Origin of the sequence: Lichenihabitans psoromatis (genome assembly GCF_004323635.1) — a bacterium.
GTDB classification, from domain to species: Bacteria; Pseudomonadota; Alphaproteobacteria; order Rhizobiales; family Beijerinckiaceae; genus Lichenihabitans; species Lichenihabitans psoromatis.
Genome location: NZ_CP036515.1, coordinates 4,000,940 through 4,015,700, shown reverse-complemented (window position 1 = coordinate 4,015,700; position 14,761 = coordinate 4,000,940). Strand labels below are relative to the sequence as shown.

The window sequence follows — 14,761 nt, the reverse complement described above, 5'->3', positions numbered from 1 at the left end:
CAATCCCTCACCGATCAGGTAGGCTCTCGATCTTGGCGTGTCGAGGCGACCGCAGGGTTAAGTTTCGGCAATACCGGTATCGCGATCTGCCGCAACGAGCCGCTCCGGGAGCTTGGCCATGATGGCGAGCCGCGTCGGCTCCGGCATGCCGCCCCAGAGCCCGATTTCCTCGAGGGTGCGACCACAGCCAAGGCACATCGTCGCGGCCTCGTCGAGCCGGCAGAGTTTGATGCAGGGCGAGGAGGTTGCGGCAGCAAGATCAGGCATGAATCACGATCAAAAGTCCGAATAAAAACGCGATCTCGCTGACCTGTTGAGTCGCGCCGGCCACGTCGCCCGTATGGCCGCCGATTTGCCGGAAGGCGAGGCGCGTCATGCCGAGCGCCGCAACGGCGGCCATGCCGCAGGCGATCAATGCCGAACGACCATCGAGGCCGCCTGCGATCGGCAACGCCACACCGATGGCCGCGACGAGAACGAAGCAGATGCGGCTGACGCTCGCGGCGGGACGCCCGACCGACCGGCCCAATCCATCGTGTCGCGCCGCTGCCAGCATTGTCATGGGGAGAATCGAAAGCCCTCGCGAGACGGCGCTCGCGGCCATCAGCGCGCAAGCCGCCCCCACCGGCCCGGCCCGATCGAGCACGGTCGCGAGCCCAATCACGCGGAGCAGCGTGCCGAACACCAAGGCCAGCACCCCGTAAGACCCGATGTGGCTGTCTCGCATGATCGCGAGTTTGCGGTCACGCGTCGCGCCGCCCCCGAATCCGTCAGCCGTATCGGCCAATCCATCCTCGTGTAACGCGCCGGTCGCTATCGCCAAGGCCGCGAAGGCCAGCGCGGCGCATGCAGCATCCGGCAAGCCCAATCCGGCGCCGACGGCCAGAACCGCTGCGCCGATCGCCCCAAGGATCAGGCCCGCGACCGGCAGCACACGCACGGCTTCGGCCAGAATGCCCATGCCATCACGCTCGAACGCGAAGGGGGGCAGGGGCAGGCGCGAAAAGAAACGCAGGCAAGTCACGACATCGGCCCCGAGCGCGAAGGCTTGCGCCACGATCGTGGGATGGCGAGGCGGGTTGGTCGGCATGGCTGTCTTCTGCGGGTAAACCGGCGCACTGTCGAGCCGCAATGGCGCATGGCAGGCGGGTGTAGGCAGAGCGGCGCTTGGCGGCTACAAGCCGAGGCGACGCAGACGGCCGAGGCCGATGCCGCCAGGGAGCATGACGACCCGATGACAACCGGCCTTCCGTTCGACGATATCCGTGACCTGTTCACGCGTCTGCCCCCGCTCGATGGGGAGGCTGTGGCCGGCATGCGCGATCGCGATGCCGAACTCACCAAGCCGTTGGGGTCGCTCGGCCGGCTCGAGAGCTTGGCCGAATGGCTCGGCGCCGTGCAGGGCACGCCCCGTCCAACGCTCAACCGGCCTCTGGTGGCGGTTTTTGCGGCCAATCACGGCGTCGTGGCTCAGGGCGTGTCATCGTTTCCGCAATCGGTCACGCAGGGCATGGTCAGCAACTTTGCGGCCGGCGGCGCGGCCGTGAACCAGATTTGCGCCACCTACGGGCTGGGTCTGAAGGTGTTCGAACTGGCGCTCGACTATCCGACTAACGACATCACCGAAGACGCCGCCATGGACGAGGCCGCTTGCGCCGCCACCATGGCGTTCGGCATGGAGGCGATTGCGGGAGGGACCGACTTGCTGTGCCTCGGCGAGATGGGGATTGGCAACACCACCATCGCGGCGGCGATCTATCACGCGCTATATGGGGGATCGGCGGCCGACTGGGTCGGGCGCGGCACGGGCGTCGACGATGCCGGTCTCGCCCGCAAGATTTCGGCGGTTGAACGCGCCGTCGCGCTTCACAAGGGATCCTCGAGCGATCCGCTCGAGCTGCTGCGGCGGCTCGGCGGCCGTGATATCGCCGCCATGGCGGGTGCCATTCTGGCGGCGCGCATGCAGCGCGTGCCGGTCATCCTCGATGGCTACGTGGTCTGTGCCGCCGCCGCAGTGCTTCATGCGGCCGCACCTGGCATTTTGGATCACTGCATCGCGGGGCACCGCTCGGCGGAAGGCCAGCACGGCGAGGTGTTGCGGCGCCTCGGCAAAGAGCCTTTGCTCGATCTCGGCATGCGGCTTGGGGAAGGGAGCGGTGCGGCGCTCGCTGCCGGCATCGTCAAGGCGGCTCTCGCCTGCCACACCGGCATGGCGACCTTTGCGGATGCCGGGGTGTCCAACAAGGATTGATGGTTCAGGCGGCGGACCGGACAGCCCGGCGTCGGCGCTCCGTTCGCACGGGCACGCTTTCGCTGTTGTCTTGCGGGGTCGGGTCGATGATCCGCTCCGGCGGCAGAATCACGATGACTTCTGTACCTTCACGCAGTTTCGATTTCAGCGTGAAGGTGCCGCCGTGCAATTCGATCAAACCCTTGACGATCGGTAGTCCCAAACCGGACCCCTCTTCGGCGTTTTTCTGCGCGAGAGTGCCACGCCCGAAGGACGACATCACGACGGGGATCTCCGCCTCGGGGATGCCGGGTCCGGTGTCGCGGATCGACACATATTGGCCGCCTTGAACGGTCCAGCCGACCTTGATCGTCACGGTGCCCCCATGCGGGGTGAATTTGATCGCGTTCGAGAGCAGATTCAGGATCACCTGCCGGATCGCTCGTTCGTCGACCCAAATGAGGGGCAGGCCACCCTCGACGAGATCCACCAGGGTGATGTTCCGCTTGCCGGCGCGGAGCGCCAGAAGACGTTGGCAATCATCCACGACATGGGCGAGCGCTACGGATTCCTCTTTGAGCTCATAGCGACCGGCTTCGACCCGCGACAGATCGAGAATCTCGTTGATAAGCATCAAGAGATGCTGCCCGCTGGAGTGGATATCGTCGGAATATTCCCGATAGGCCGACACGGTATGCGGGCCGAACAACTCGCCTTTCATAACCTCTGAAAATCCGAGGATGGCATTGAGCGGCGTCCGCAATTCGTGGCTCATGGTCGCCAGAAAGCGTGATTTGGCGAGGCTTGCTTCTTCGGCGCGACGGCGTGCCTCGTCGGAATTCAGCTTGGACTGTTCGAGTTCGACGATCAGCGCATCCTTCTCGGCCTGCGCCACCAAGGTCTCGACAGCCGTGCCATAGAGACGACGCGCCAGTACGATGAAAAATACGACGGCGGCTCCCGCAAGGGTCATCAGGGGCAGTGCCGCATAGCCGGATACGGGCCGGGTAAAGACCACGATCGCGATCGTGATCGGGGCGAGGCTGGCGTAGACGGCGGCCGGGAGTGTGGCCGACAACATAGCGGTCGTGGCCGCCACCAGAAGCAGCACGAAGAGCACGAAGGTCTGTGCGGCAGGGTCCCGGACATGGAGCAACAGCGCGACGATCAAGGCCCATGCCGCGCCTTGCGCTCCCTCGCCAAGGATGAACCGGAGCGTCCACTGGCGCGAACCAACCCGTGTATCCGAGCGGAACAGAAATGTGGTGGTCCACCCCGATAGAACGACCATTGCGGAACACAGCAACGACAACCAGATCAGGACGTCGGTGACCGGGACCCAGATGGTGGCGACGCCAGCAACCACGAAGGCGAGGGTTCCCATCGCGGGCGTCGCGCCGCGGTGTCGCTCGGCGAACATGCGGAGCAGTTCGACATCGAAGACCGACACGCGGCGGCCGTCTGAAAGCCTGGCCCTGACCCCGTGGAACCATCGCAGCCGATGCGACGTGGCAGCCAACACGTGATCGCTGCGCCCGCGTTCCTCCGTTTCCGCGGTGACATGTTTCATCGACGCAATACGCCCGACATTAAACAATCGAATAAGAATGAGGGTCGCAAAGAAACCTTAATGAGCGGCTCACCACACCTGTAAAATGAGTTTGATAAAGCGATTGATCATCGGAGGACTGCTGTATCGACGATCCTGATTCGAGAGACCCCGCCGCGTTGGCCGACACGATTCGGACGTGCCGCATCTGTCTCGAGAGCCCCCGCAAGCTGCCGCTCCCGCATGCGCCTCGGCCGATCCTCCGTCTGTCCAACAAGGCTCGTCTGGTTATCGCAAGTCAGGCTCCCGGCATCCGCGCCCATGTCAGCGGCACGCCATTCGACGACCCCTCGGGTGAACGACTTCGGGCCTGGATGGGGATCGGGCCGGATCTGTTCTATGATGAGACGCGGGTCTCGATCGTGCCGATGGGGTTCTGCTTTCCGGGCCACGACGCCAGCAAGGGGGATCTTCCGCCCCGTGTGGAATGTCGCGCCGCGTGGCACGATGCCGTATTCGCGCGCATGCCACAGGTCGAAACCATCCTGGTGATCGGCCTCTACGCCCTCCGCTATCATCTCGCCCGCCTCCACCCGGATATCGCTCCGTCGCTCGGTTTGACCGAGCAGGTGAAGGCGTGGCGTGCCTTGTTCGAACGACCTGGCCTGCCCCGCCTGATCGCGCTGCCGCATCCCTCTTGGCGCAACAGTGGCTGGTTGAAGCGTCACCCGTGGTTCGAGGTGGAGGTGCTGCCGGTCGTTCGCGCGGAAGTCGCACGATTGGTCGGGACCGACGCTGTGGGATGATCGACGTGCCGAGTGCTGCCCCGCGATGTTCAGGCTTGGTTCAGCCCGTGCGGCGTGAAATGACTGCCGTGGATGTTAGCAATCGGGACGAAAAATGAGCAGACTGGTCAGAAAGATTGTCGCGGTCGCGATCCTTCTCGGCGGCACCGCCGCGCCCCTCAGTCCAGCCGTCGCCCAGCAGCAACAGCAGCCTCGCCTGGCTTTGGTGATCGGCGATGGAGCCTATGCGCGGGGCGCTCTTCCAACGGCCGCCAACGATGCCGGGCTCGTGGCGCAGACACTGACGGCTGCGGGGTTCGACGTGACCGGCGCCCGCGATCTCGGGTCGGACGACATCCGACGCTCCTTCCGCGACTTTCTCACCAAGGCCGGGGCTGCGGGGCCGAATGCGATCGTGTTCGTCTATCTCTCCGGCTACGCTTTGCAGTTCGATGGTGATAATTACTATGTGCCGGTCGATGCGACCCTGGCGCGTGAAACCGATATCCCGATCCAATCGCTCCGGCTTGCCGATTTCACCCGCGCGCTGGCAGCGCTTCCGCTTCGCGCTCGCGTCGTCGTGCTCGATGCCGCCTATCAGAATCCCGCGATTCCCGCTTCGGAGCATGTCGCGCCGGGCCTGTCGCTCGTCGATGCCGAACAAGGGAGCTTGATCGCGTTCAACGCTGCGCCGGGCACTGTCGCCCCCAATCCAAAGGGAACCTATGGGGTCTATGGGCAGGCGCTGGCGGAGATGATGCGGAGCGGCGGTGTGCCGGTCGACGAGGTTTTCGATCGGGTGCGGCTGCGCGTGAACCAGACCACCAAAGGCGCCCAGGTGCCCTGGGACGTGTCGAAACTGACGGCGTCGTTCGCGTTTCTGCAGGCTGGTCCGGGGGCACCGGCTCTCGCCAGCGCGCAGCAGAGCTTTGCCGCGATGAGCAAGCGCCCCATCCGCGAATTTCCGGTCGAGGATGCCTATAGCATCGCGGTCGCGCGCGATACGTTCGATGGCTATAATGATTTCGTCTCGGCTTTTCCGGACAGCCCTTATGCGGCGCGAGTCCGGACGCTGTTGGCCGTGCGACGCGAGGCGCTGATCTGGCGCCGGACCGTCAGCCGCAACAGCCCCGATGCCTATTGGACGTATCTGCGGCGTTATCCGCATGGTCCGCACGTTTACGACGCGCGCCGCAGGCTGGCGAGCCTGTCGGCCGCATTCGACCCACCATCGAATTTCAATGTGATCGATTACGACGTGCCGCCGCCCCCCGAGGTCGAATATCGCGTCTTCGACGAGCCAAGGATCATCCTGTCTGAGCCGGATTACGCGCCGCCGCCGCCGCCGCCAGTGGTGTTTCTGCCGCCGCGACCGACCTATTTCGTCGATCTCCCGCCGCCGCCGCCATCGATCGCACCGGGCTTTCTGCCCATCCCCATCCCGATCCCGATTCCCTATTCGCGGCCCTATGGAGAACCCGGCCGGTTGGAGCCGCCGGCTGGCTATCGGGGGCAATATGCACAACCTCGGCCCTTCGCGCAGGAGCCAAATGGCAATCTGATCCCGCAGAATGGCGAAGGGCAGGGCCGTTATGACGGCCGCCCCAACAATGACGGGCAGGGCCGTTACGACGGCCGCCCCAACAACGACGGGCAGGGCCAATTTAACCAAGGCCAGTTCGACAATCGGAACCAAGGTCAAAATCCGCGCAACACCGTCGGAGATGATGGCGGCGGGCAGCCCCGCGGCCAAGCTCCACAGGGCCAGCCCCCGCAAGCGCCGCATCAATTGCCGGAAGGCACGCCAGTGCCGAACCCGGTGCAGCGTCCCGTTCAGGGCCAGCCCCCGCAGGCGCCGCATCAGGTGCCGGAAGGAACACCGGTGCCGAACCCGGCCCAGCGTCCCGTTCAGGGCCAGCCCCCGCAGGCGCCGCATCAACTGCCTGAAGGAACACCGGTGCCGAACCCAGCCCAGCGTCCCGTGCAGGGCCAGCCCCCGCAGGCGCCGCATCAACTGCCTGAAGGAACACCGGTGCCGAACCCGGCCCAGCGTCCCGTGCAGGGCCAGCCCCCGCAGGCGCCGCATCAATTGCCGGAAGGCACGCCGGTGCCGAACCCGGCTCAACGTCCCGTTCAGGGCCAGCCCCCGCAGGCGCCGCATCAACTGCCGGAAGGCACGCCGGTGCCGAACCCGGCCCAGCGCCGTCCCCAGGGTCAGTTGCCAGAAGGGACGCCCGTGCCAAATCCGGCGGTGCAACAACAACGCCAACAGCAAGATCAGCAGCGGCGTCAGCAGGAGCAGCAGCGCCAGGATCAGCAGAGCCAGCAGAGCCAGCAGCATCAGCAGCAGGACCAACAGCGCCAACAGCAGCAGCAACTGCGGCAGCAGAATGATCAGCAGCGCCAACAGCAAGATCAGCAGCGGCGTCAGCAGGAGCAGCAGCGCCAGGATCAGCAGAGCCAGCAGCGCCAGGATCAGCAGAGCCAGCAGCATCAGCAGCAGGACCGACAGCGCCAACAGCAGCAGCAACTGCGGCAGCAGAATGATCAGCAGCGCCAACAGCAAGATCAACAGCGGCGTCAGCAGGAGCAGCAGCGTCAGGAACAGCAGAGCCAGCAGCATCAGCAGCAGGATCAACAACGCCAACAGCAGCAGCAGCGCCAGCAGCAGGAACAGCAGCGTCAGGAACAACAAGGTCAGCAGCGCCAGCAGCAAGAGCAGCAGCGCCAACAACAGCAGGAGCAGCACCGCCAGCAGGAAGGCCAGCATGGCCATCCGGGATGCGGTGGCCCGAACGAGCCGCCGTGCCGTTAATCACAACGACGAAGGCCGGGCTTGAGCCCGGCCTTCTTGAGAATGCAAGTTCTGGACTGATTAGCGCTTCAGCCGCGCGATGAGGCTGGACGTGTCCCATCGCTTGCCGCCCATGGCTTGCACGTCGCCGTAGAACTGATCGACCAAGGCGGTGACCGGGAGTGGGGCACCATTGCGTCGGCTTTCCGCGAGGCAGATGCCGAGATCCTTGCGCATCCAATCGACCGCGAAGCCGAAATCGAATTTGCCGGCCTCCATGGTCTTGGCGCGGTTTTCCATTTGCCAGGATTGAGCCGCCCCCTTCGAGATCACGGCCACCACTTCGGAGAGGTCGAGCCCGGCCGCTTCCGCAAAGTTGAGTCCTTCCGCAAGGCCCTGCACGAGCCCCGCAATGCAGATCTGGTTGACCATCTTGGTCAATTGACCCGCGCCGGAGGGTCCCATCAGGCGGCATGCTTTGGCATAGGCCGCGATAACGGGTTCGGCGTCAGCGTAGGGGGCTTGATCGCCGCCGCACATCACCGTCAGGGCGCCGTTCTCGGCGCCGGCCTGTCCGCCGGACACCGGCGCGTCGATGAATGCAATCCCGAGCTCCTTCGCCTTGGCGTCGAGTTCGCGCGCCACTTCGGCGGATGCCGTCGTGTGATCGACGAAGATACTGCCGCGTTTCATGCCCGCGAAAGCCCCATCGGGGCCGAGCGTGACCGACCGAAGATCATCATCGTTGCCGACGCAGCAGAAGACGATGTCGCGCTCGCGGGCGGCGTCATTCGGGGTTTTTGCCGAGGTGCCCTTGTGCTGCCCGACCCAAGCATCGGCCTTTGCGGACGAGCGATTATAAACGACGACATCGTGCCCCTTCGCGGCGAGATGGCCAGCCATGGGGTAACCCATGACGCCGAGACCTAGGAATGCGAGCTGTTTCACGGGTGTGGCTCCTGTGGGGAAAGACGGTTTGCCGGATCAGTCGCGCAGTGCTGCGCGAATGCGCTCGGCCTGGTCGGCCAGCATCTCCGGCAATGCCATCGGACCACCGGGCGGTTTCATGGCGACGCCGGGGTGACGCGGGAGGAGATGGAAATGCAGGTGGAACACGACCTGTCCGCCTGCCTCTTCGTTGAATTGCTGCAGGGTCAGCCCGGGCGCCTGCATGGCGCGTTGCGCCGCAAGTCCGACGGCCTGCACGCGGGGCATGAGAAGTGCCAGATCGGCGGGCGCGATGTCGATCAGGTTGCGGACATGGACCTTTGGAATGACCAACACGTGCCCGTCCACGCGCGGCATGACATCCATGAACCCGAGGGCGACCTCGTCCTCGAAGACCTTGTGGCACGGCAGCACGCCGCGGAGGATTTTAGCAAAGACGTTGTTTTCATCATAGGTCGACATGGCAAGCCTCGGTCATGCGTCGATCCTCCGTGGCAAGCCACGCTCGTCGCGTCAAGCGCGGCGAACCGACCACTGCGGCACGGCGTTTCCGCTTGCACAAAAAGGGCAGATCGATGAAAAAATCTGCATGGCAGCCTTGCGCGACGCTAATAGCTGTGCTTTATCACTGTCAACGACACAAGAGTTCGCTTCGAGCGGTCCAAGTCTAGGGAAGTACGCCCAAGGTCGGCAGTTTATAAGCTGCATGTTAAAGAAGAGACCGCCTACAGATGGCCGTCTATCTCTCTGCAATAATCCAAACATTTAGAGACTTGAGGAACGGAGCTGCGGTTTTGTTGATCAAATCGCGTTCCGTTACTGGTTTTAACAGTTGTACGGTTGTGTAGCGAGCCGCAAACAATCGGAGCCGATCACGGGCCGGAGTTGCAAAAAAGGGCGGGATCCACTGGATCCCGCCCTTTTTGATGTCAGGTTTGTCTCGAGGCGATAAGCCTCAACGCTCGCTGACCGGGGCATAGTCGCGGCGTGGCGCGCCGACATAGAGCTGCCGTGGGCGACCGATGCGCTGACCCGGATCCTCAATCATCTCTTTCCACTGCGCGATCCAGCCAACCGTACGGGCGAGCGCGAACAGCACCGTGAACATCGAAACCGGGAACCCAAGCGCCTTGAGCGTGATGCCTGAGTAGAAATCGACGTTCGGATAAAGCTTCTTCTCGATGAAATACTCGTCCGACAAGGCGATCCGCTCGAGTTCGATGGCGATGTCAAGGAGCGGATCGTCCTTGATGCCGATCTCGCGAAGCACCTCGTGACAGGTCTTCTGCATGATCTTGGCGCGAGGATCGTAGTTTTTGTAGACGCGATGACCAAAGCCCATGAGACGGAACGGATCGTTCTTGTCCTTGGCACGAGCGATGAACTGCGGAATACGGTCGACCGACCCGATCTCGGCGAGCATCTTCAAGGCCGCTTCATTGGCGCCTCCATGCGCCGGACCCCAAAGGCAGGCGATCCCGGCCGCGATGCAGGCGAAGGGATTCGCGCCCGACGAGCCTGCGAGACGAACCGTCGAGGTCGACGCATTCTGCTCGTGGTCGGCGTGGAGGATGAAGATCTTATCAAGCGCCCGGGAGAGGACCGGATTGACCTTATATTCCTCGCACGGCACCGCGAAGCACATGCGGAGGAAGTTGGACGTATAGTCGAGTTCGTTCTTCGGATAGACGAACGGCTGACCGACCGTATATTTATACGCCATAGCGGCCAGGGTCGGCATTTTAGCGACCATCCGCATCGAAGCGACCATACGCTGCGTCGGGTCCGAGATATCGGTCGAGTCGTGGTAGAAGGCCGACAGAGCGCCGACGCTCGCGACCATCACGGCCATCGGATGCGCATCGCGCCGGAACCCATGGAAGAAGCGCGACATCTGTTCATGCACCATCGTGTGGCGCGTGACGCGATAATCGAAGTCGGCCTTCTGGATTTTGGTCGGCAATTCTCCGTAAAGCAGCAGATAGCAGGTCTCGAGAAAGTCGCCATGCTCGGCCAGCTGCTCGATCGGGTAACCGCGATAGAGCAGAACGCCCTCGTCGCCGTCGATGTAGGTGATCCGGGATTCGCAGCTCGCCGTCGAGGTGAAGCCGGGATCATAAGTGAACACACCCGTCTGGGCGTAGAGCTTGGCGATGTCGACCACGTCGGGGCCGATCGTACCCGTCTTGATCGGCAGCTCGATCGACTTGTTGTCGACGATGATGGTGCCTGAAGTGCCTGTCATTGAGCTGCCTTGCGAGATCTAACGGTCAAGCAAAGGCTCGATCTCCAACAGGAAACCGGCCTTTGTGCGCTGCGTGGAAGCTAGCGGATCGCTGCATTGCGTCAAGGTCGCTCAAAGAGCGGCACACATGCGTCAATGCGACAACACAATTCAGTGATTGGCCAAAGCAGCGGGGTCGCGCTAAGCGACTCTTTGGTCAGGTGAGGCCGGCGATGCAATCGTCGATTCGGCCAAGACTTTCATCCCGACCGATCACCTCAAGCACGTCGAAAATCCCGGGCGAGGTCGTGCGGCCCGTCAAGGCAGCCCGCAGCGGCTGGGCGACTAGGCCGAGCTTCGTGCCGGTCTTTTCCGCATGATCCCGAACCACGGCTTCGGTCGTCGCGGCTGTCCAGATTTCGAGAGCCGCGAAGAAAGGCCGCAGAGCGACGAGGTGATCCCGACCTTTGGCCAGAACCTCGGCGGCTTTCGGATCAATCGGCAGCGGACGATCCGCAAAGAGGTAACCTGCGCCGTCCAGCAGTTCGACCAACGTCTTGGAGCGCTCCTTCAAGCCCGGCATGGCAGAGAGAAGCTTGGCCCGTAGGATGGGGTCGAGTTTGGCTTCGAGCGCCGGTCCGCCGTCCAGATAGGGCAGGGTGTCGATCAGCGCGGTCAGCAGGTCCGCGTCGGGCGTCGATCGCAGGTAGTGCCCGTTGAGGTTTTCCAGCTTGGCGAAATCGAAACGCGCCGGCGAGCGGCCGACATTCTCGAGCGAGAAGGCCGCTGTCATCTCCTCGGTCGAGAAGAACTCTTGGTCACCCTGGCTCCACCCGAGCCGCACGAGGTAGTTGCGGACAGCGTCCGGCAGGTAGCCGAGCGCCCGATAGGCATCGACCCCGAGTGCGCCATGGCGCTTGGACAGCTTGGCCCCATCGGCCCCATGAATCAGCGGGATATGCGCCATGGCGGGGGCCTGCCAGCCGAAGGCGTCATAGATCTGCGCCTGCCGGGCCGCATTGGTCAGGTGATCGTCGCCGCGGATGATCTGCGTGACACCCATGTCGTGGTCGTCGACCACCACGGCCAGCATATAGGTCGGGTTGCCATCGGAGCGGAGCAGAACGAGGTCGTCGAGATCCTTGTTGGCCCAGGTGACGGTCCCTTGGACTTTGTCATGGATCTGGGTCTGCCCGTCTTGCGGGGCGCGGAGGCGGATCACAGGCTTCACGCCGGATGGTGCGTCGGAGGCATCGCGATCGCGCCACCGCCCATCGTAGCGGGGCGGCCGCTTCTCGCGACGCGCGTCCTCGCGCATGGCCTCGAGCTCGTCTGGCGTCGCATAGCAGCGATAGGCAAAGTTCTTGGCCAGCAGATCCTCGACGGCCTCGCGGTGCCGTGCGGCGCGCTGGAATTGATAAACGACATCGCCGTTCCAGCTTAAGCCGAGCCAGTTCAGGCCATCCACGATGGCGTCGATCGCGGCTGTGGTCGAGCGCTCGCGGTCGGTATCCTCGATGCGAAGCAGCATGGTTCCACCGTGCTTGCGCGCATAAAGCCAGTTGAACAGGGCCGTCCTGGCGCCGCCGATATGGAGGAAGCCCGTCGGAGAGGGTGCAAAACGGGTGACGACCTGATCGGACATGCGTGGATGGCCTCGTGGCTGAGGAAAGGGGAACGGCCGCGCGGGTCGCGACGGCGCATCGCATCGAGCGCCCGTCTACCATGAGGGGCGTCACCCTGTCCGTTTTTTGAGGACAGGCTGAGGCCATCGTATATAGGATCGCCATGCCGATCCGGTCAGGGCGGCAGAGACACGCCCGTCCGCGGTTTCTGGCCACGCGCTTGCCGAAACAATTGCCCTCATGGTGGAAGCGACCCGCAAAGCCTCCGCGATCGGCGTTCTCGCCGGCCTCGGGGCGTTCGCGGGTTCGCTGCGCCCGATCACGGGAGTCGGCCGGGCCGTCTCGATGGCCTTTGAGATCGAGTGGGAGCAGCGCCGCTTCTTTCTCTGGCTGCCGGTTCTCTGCGGCGTCGGCGTACTGCTGTTTCTCGCCGCCGATCGCAATCCCGTGCTGTGGTGGCCCATGCTTTTGGCGGCCGGTTTCGGCACGCTCGCCTGGGTGGCGCGCAACAATCGGTCCGCTTTCATGCTGTCGGTCGCGGTCGCGGCCGTGTTCAGTGGCTTTGTGGCGGCGGGGTTTCGAACGGAGCGGGTGGCGGCACCGGTGCTCGATCGGATCCGCATCGCCAAATTGACCGGCTTCGTCGAGGAGGTCGACCATCGCCGCAAGGGCAGTCGCTTGATCCTCAATGTACGGAGCGCCGAGGGGCTCGACCCCGCGCGTGTCCCGGATCGCGTGCGTCTCACGACACGGCGCGACGATCCTGTCGAGGCGGGTGACTTCATCGCCGTCACGGCACGCCTTCTGCCGCCCGCGCAAGCGTCCCTCCCGGGCGGCTACGCCTTCGCGCGCGACGCCTACTTTTCCGGCTTCGGCGCGGTCGGGTCGATCCTCGGTCGATTGAAAACCGCAACGGCGCCTGCTGCGCCCTCCTTTGGCCTCGCCTTCCATATGGCGGTCGATCGAGCCCGCAACGCGCTCGCGTCGCGGGTCGATACGATCCTCGGCGGCGATACGGGCGCAATCGCGGCCGCCATGGTGACGGGCAAACGCGACCTGCTATCGGAGGACGGCCGCGACTTGATCCGCGAGGCCGGCATCTTCCACATCATCACGATCGCCGGTGTGCAAATGACGCTTGTGGCCGGATTGCTGTTTGGTGGCACGCGCCGCGGTCTCGCGCTGAGCCGCACGCTGGCGCTCCGCTATCCGATCAAGAAATGGGCCGCGCTGGTCGCCATCGCCGGGGCGATCGCCTACGATATTCTCACGGGGTCGCGCATCGGCACGCAGCGCGCCTTGTTCATGACACTGATCATGCTCGGGGCCGTGCTGGTCGACCGGCGCGGTTTCACCATGCGGAACCTCGCACTGGCCGCCCTGGTGGTCGTGCTGGTCGAGCCGGAGTCAATTCTCGGCGCGAGCTTCCAACTCTCTTTCGCGGCGGTCGCGGCCCTTGTCGCGGTCTACGAAACGCGGGAGCGCGGACGTCGCGCGGACGGGGCGGATGACGTTCCCAAGCGTGGCCAACCGGCTCCGGGCGTTTGGCGCTGGCTTCACCACATCGTCGATCACGGTCGCGGTTTGCTCGTCGCGACCGTCTGCGCCACCATCGCAACCGCCTCGTTCATGGCCGGCAATTTCCACGAACTCAGCCCCTATGTGTTCATCGGCAATCCTCTGACACTGGCGATCATCGAATTCTTCGCCGTTCCGGGCGCTTTGCTGGGCTGCGTTCTCTATCCGCTCGGGCTCGATGGTTTGGTGTGGCACTGGGTCGGCGCCGGCATCGGCATCGTGCTGTGGGCCGCGCGACTGATCGCCTCTGCGCCGCATTCGACCGTCAATCTCCCGGCCTTCGCGCCCTGGGCGATGCCGTTCCTTGCGCTTGCGGTGTTGTCGGTCGTGATCTGGCGGACATGGCTGTTTCGCCTGACAGCGATGCCGCTGCTCATGATCGGATTGGCCGGAACGGCGCTCGGCTCGCGATACGACATGATCGTCGCGCCGACCGGGGATGCGGTCGCGGTGCGCCAGGAGAGCGGGTTGCTAGCCGTCGTGGGCAAGAGCAACTCCTTCGCGGTCGAGCAATGGCTGCGCGCCGATGGCGATGGTCGCGAAGCCGCCTTGCTGGGTCGTCAAACTGCGGCCCCGGTCGGCCGTTGCGACAAGCTCGGGTGCGTCGCGCCGCTGCCGGGCGGGCAGATCCTGTCGCTGGTGTCCGAGCCGCAGGCCTTCGAGGAGGATTGCGGCCGCGCCGACGTCATCGTGACCGGGCTTTATGCGCCAGAAAGCTGTGCCGCTGCGCTGATCGTCGATCGTGCCAGCTTGGCGTCGACCGGTTCGCTCGGCCTCTGGCTTCGCAACGGGGGGTGGCTGACCGACCCGGCCCGCACCGCGATGACGGATCGCCCGTGGTCGCCGGCACCGCAGCCGCTGCGGCGGCGATTTCGCGCGTCGACCCGGCCCGAGCCATTGCCCGATCGGGACGGACAGGGTGAGACGGATGGCTATGCCACACCGGACGATCCGAATTTGAGCCAACCCTGATGCGAACACATCGCCATGATCATCGATTCAAAGGGGATCCTTGCGTCACGCTTTGG

General features: G+C 64.3%; 11 protein-coding genes. 4 read left to right on the top strand and 7 right to left on the bottom strand.

Going from position 1 to position 14,761, the window contains the following annotated elements:
• Positions 1-57: 57 nt before the first annotated feature.
• Together EY713_RS18730 and cobS are read right to left on the bottom strand one after the other, a co-directional pair.
• Positions 58-267, bottom strand: coding sequence for a DUF1289 domain-containing protein (locus EY713_RS18730; protein WP_131117956.1), 210 nt, complete (start codon positions 265-267; stop codon positions 58-60).
• Positions 260-1,090, bottom strand: coding sequence for an adenosylcobinamide-GDP ribazoletransferase (cobS, locus tag EY713_RS18725; protein WP_131117953.1), 831 nt, complete (start codon positions 1,088-1,090; stop codon positions 260-262). The genes EY713_RS18730 and cobS overlap by 8 nt, the downstream gene beginning before the upstream one ends.
• Positions 1,091-1,234: 144 nt before the next feature.
• Between cobS and cobT the strand changes: the two genes are divergently transcribed.
• Complete coding sequence (gene cobT / locus EY713_RS18720; protein WP_131117950.1) at positions 1,235-2,251, top strand: nicotinate-nucleotide--dimethylbenzimidazole phosphoribosyltransferase; 1,017 nt, start codon at positions 1,235-1,237, stop codon at positions 2,249-2,251.
• Between the two features lie 4 nt (positions 2,252-2,255).
• On the opposite strand, the gene EY713_RS18715 is transcribed toward cobT, so the two are convergent.
• Entirely contained in the window at positions 2,256-3,800 is a 1,545-nt protein-coding gene (locus EY713_RS18715) for a sensor histidine kinase (protein ID WP_131117947.1), read from the bottom strand.
• 158 nt (positions 3,801-3,958) lie between these two features.
• On the opposite strand from EY713_RS18715, the gene EY713_RS18710 reads away from it, so the two are divergent.
• Together EY713_RS18710 and EY713_RS18705 are read left to right on the top strand one after the other, a co-directional pair.
• On the top strand, positions 3,959-4,585 hold the full coding sequence (locus EY713_RS18710; RefSeq protein ID WP_245572788.1) for a uracil-DNA glycosylase family protein: 627 nt from the start codon (positions 3,959-3,961) through the stop codon (positions 4,583-4,585).
• 94 nt (positions 4,586-4,679) lie between these two features.
• On the top strand, positions 4,680-7,379 hold the full coding sequence (locus tag EY713_RS18705) for a caspase family protein (protein ID WP_131117941.1): 2,700 nt from the start codon (positions 4,680-4,682) through the stop codon (positions 7,377-7,379).
• A 60-nt stretch (positions 7,380-7,439) separates the two neighbouring features.
• On the opposite strand, the gene EY713_RS18700 is transcribed toward EY713_RS18705, so the two are convergent.
• From EY713_RS18700 to gltX, 4 genes are all read right to left on the bottom strand, one after another.
• On the bottom strand, positions 7,440-8,306 hold the full coding sequence (locus tag EY713_RS18700; protein WP_131117938.1) for an NAD(P)-dependent oxidoreductase: 867 nt from the start codon (positions 8,304-8,306) through the stop codon (positions 7,440-7,442).
• A 36-nt stretch (positions 8,307-8,342) separates the two neighbouring features.
• A complete protein-coding gene (locus tag EY713_RS18695) occupies positions 8,343-8,768 on the bottom strand; it encodes an HIT family protein (protein WP_131117934.1) in 426 nt (141 codons plus the stop codon).
• Between the two features lie 493 nt (positions 8,769-9,261).
• Complete coding sequence (gltA, locus tag EY713_RS18690; RefSeq protein WP_131117931.1) at positions 9,262-10,551, bottom strand: citrate synthase; 1,290 nt, start codon at positions 10,549-10,551, stop codon at positions 9,262-9,264.
• Positions 10,552-10,747: 196 nt separating this feature from the next.
• Positions 10,748-12,175, bottom strand: coding sequence for a glutamate--tRNA ligase (gene gltX / locus EY713_RS18685; RefSeq protein WP_131117929.1), 1,428 nt, complete (start codon positions 12,173-12,175; stop codon positions 10,748-10,750).
• A 220-nt stretch (positions 12,176-12,395) separates the two neighbouring features.
• On the opposite strand from gltX, the gene EY713_RS18680 reads away from it, so the two are divergent.
• The gene (locus EY713_RS18680) at positions 12,396-14,705 is read left to right on the top strand and encodes a ComEC/Rec2 family competence protein (protein WP_245572787.1); all 2,310 of its coding nucleotides are present in this window, start codon (positions 12,396-12,398) and stop codon (positions 14,703-14,705) included.
• Positions 14,706-14,761: the final 56 nt, after the last annotated feature.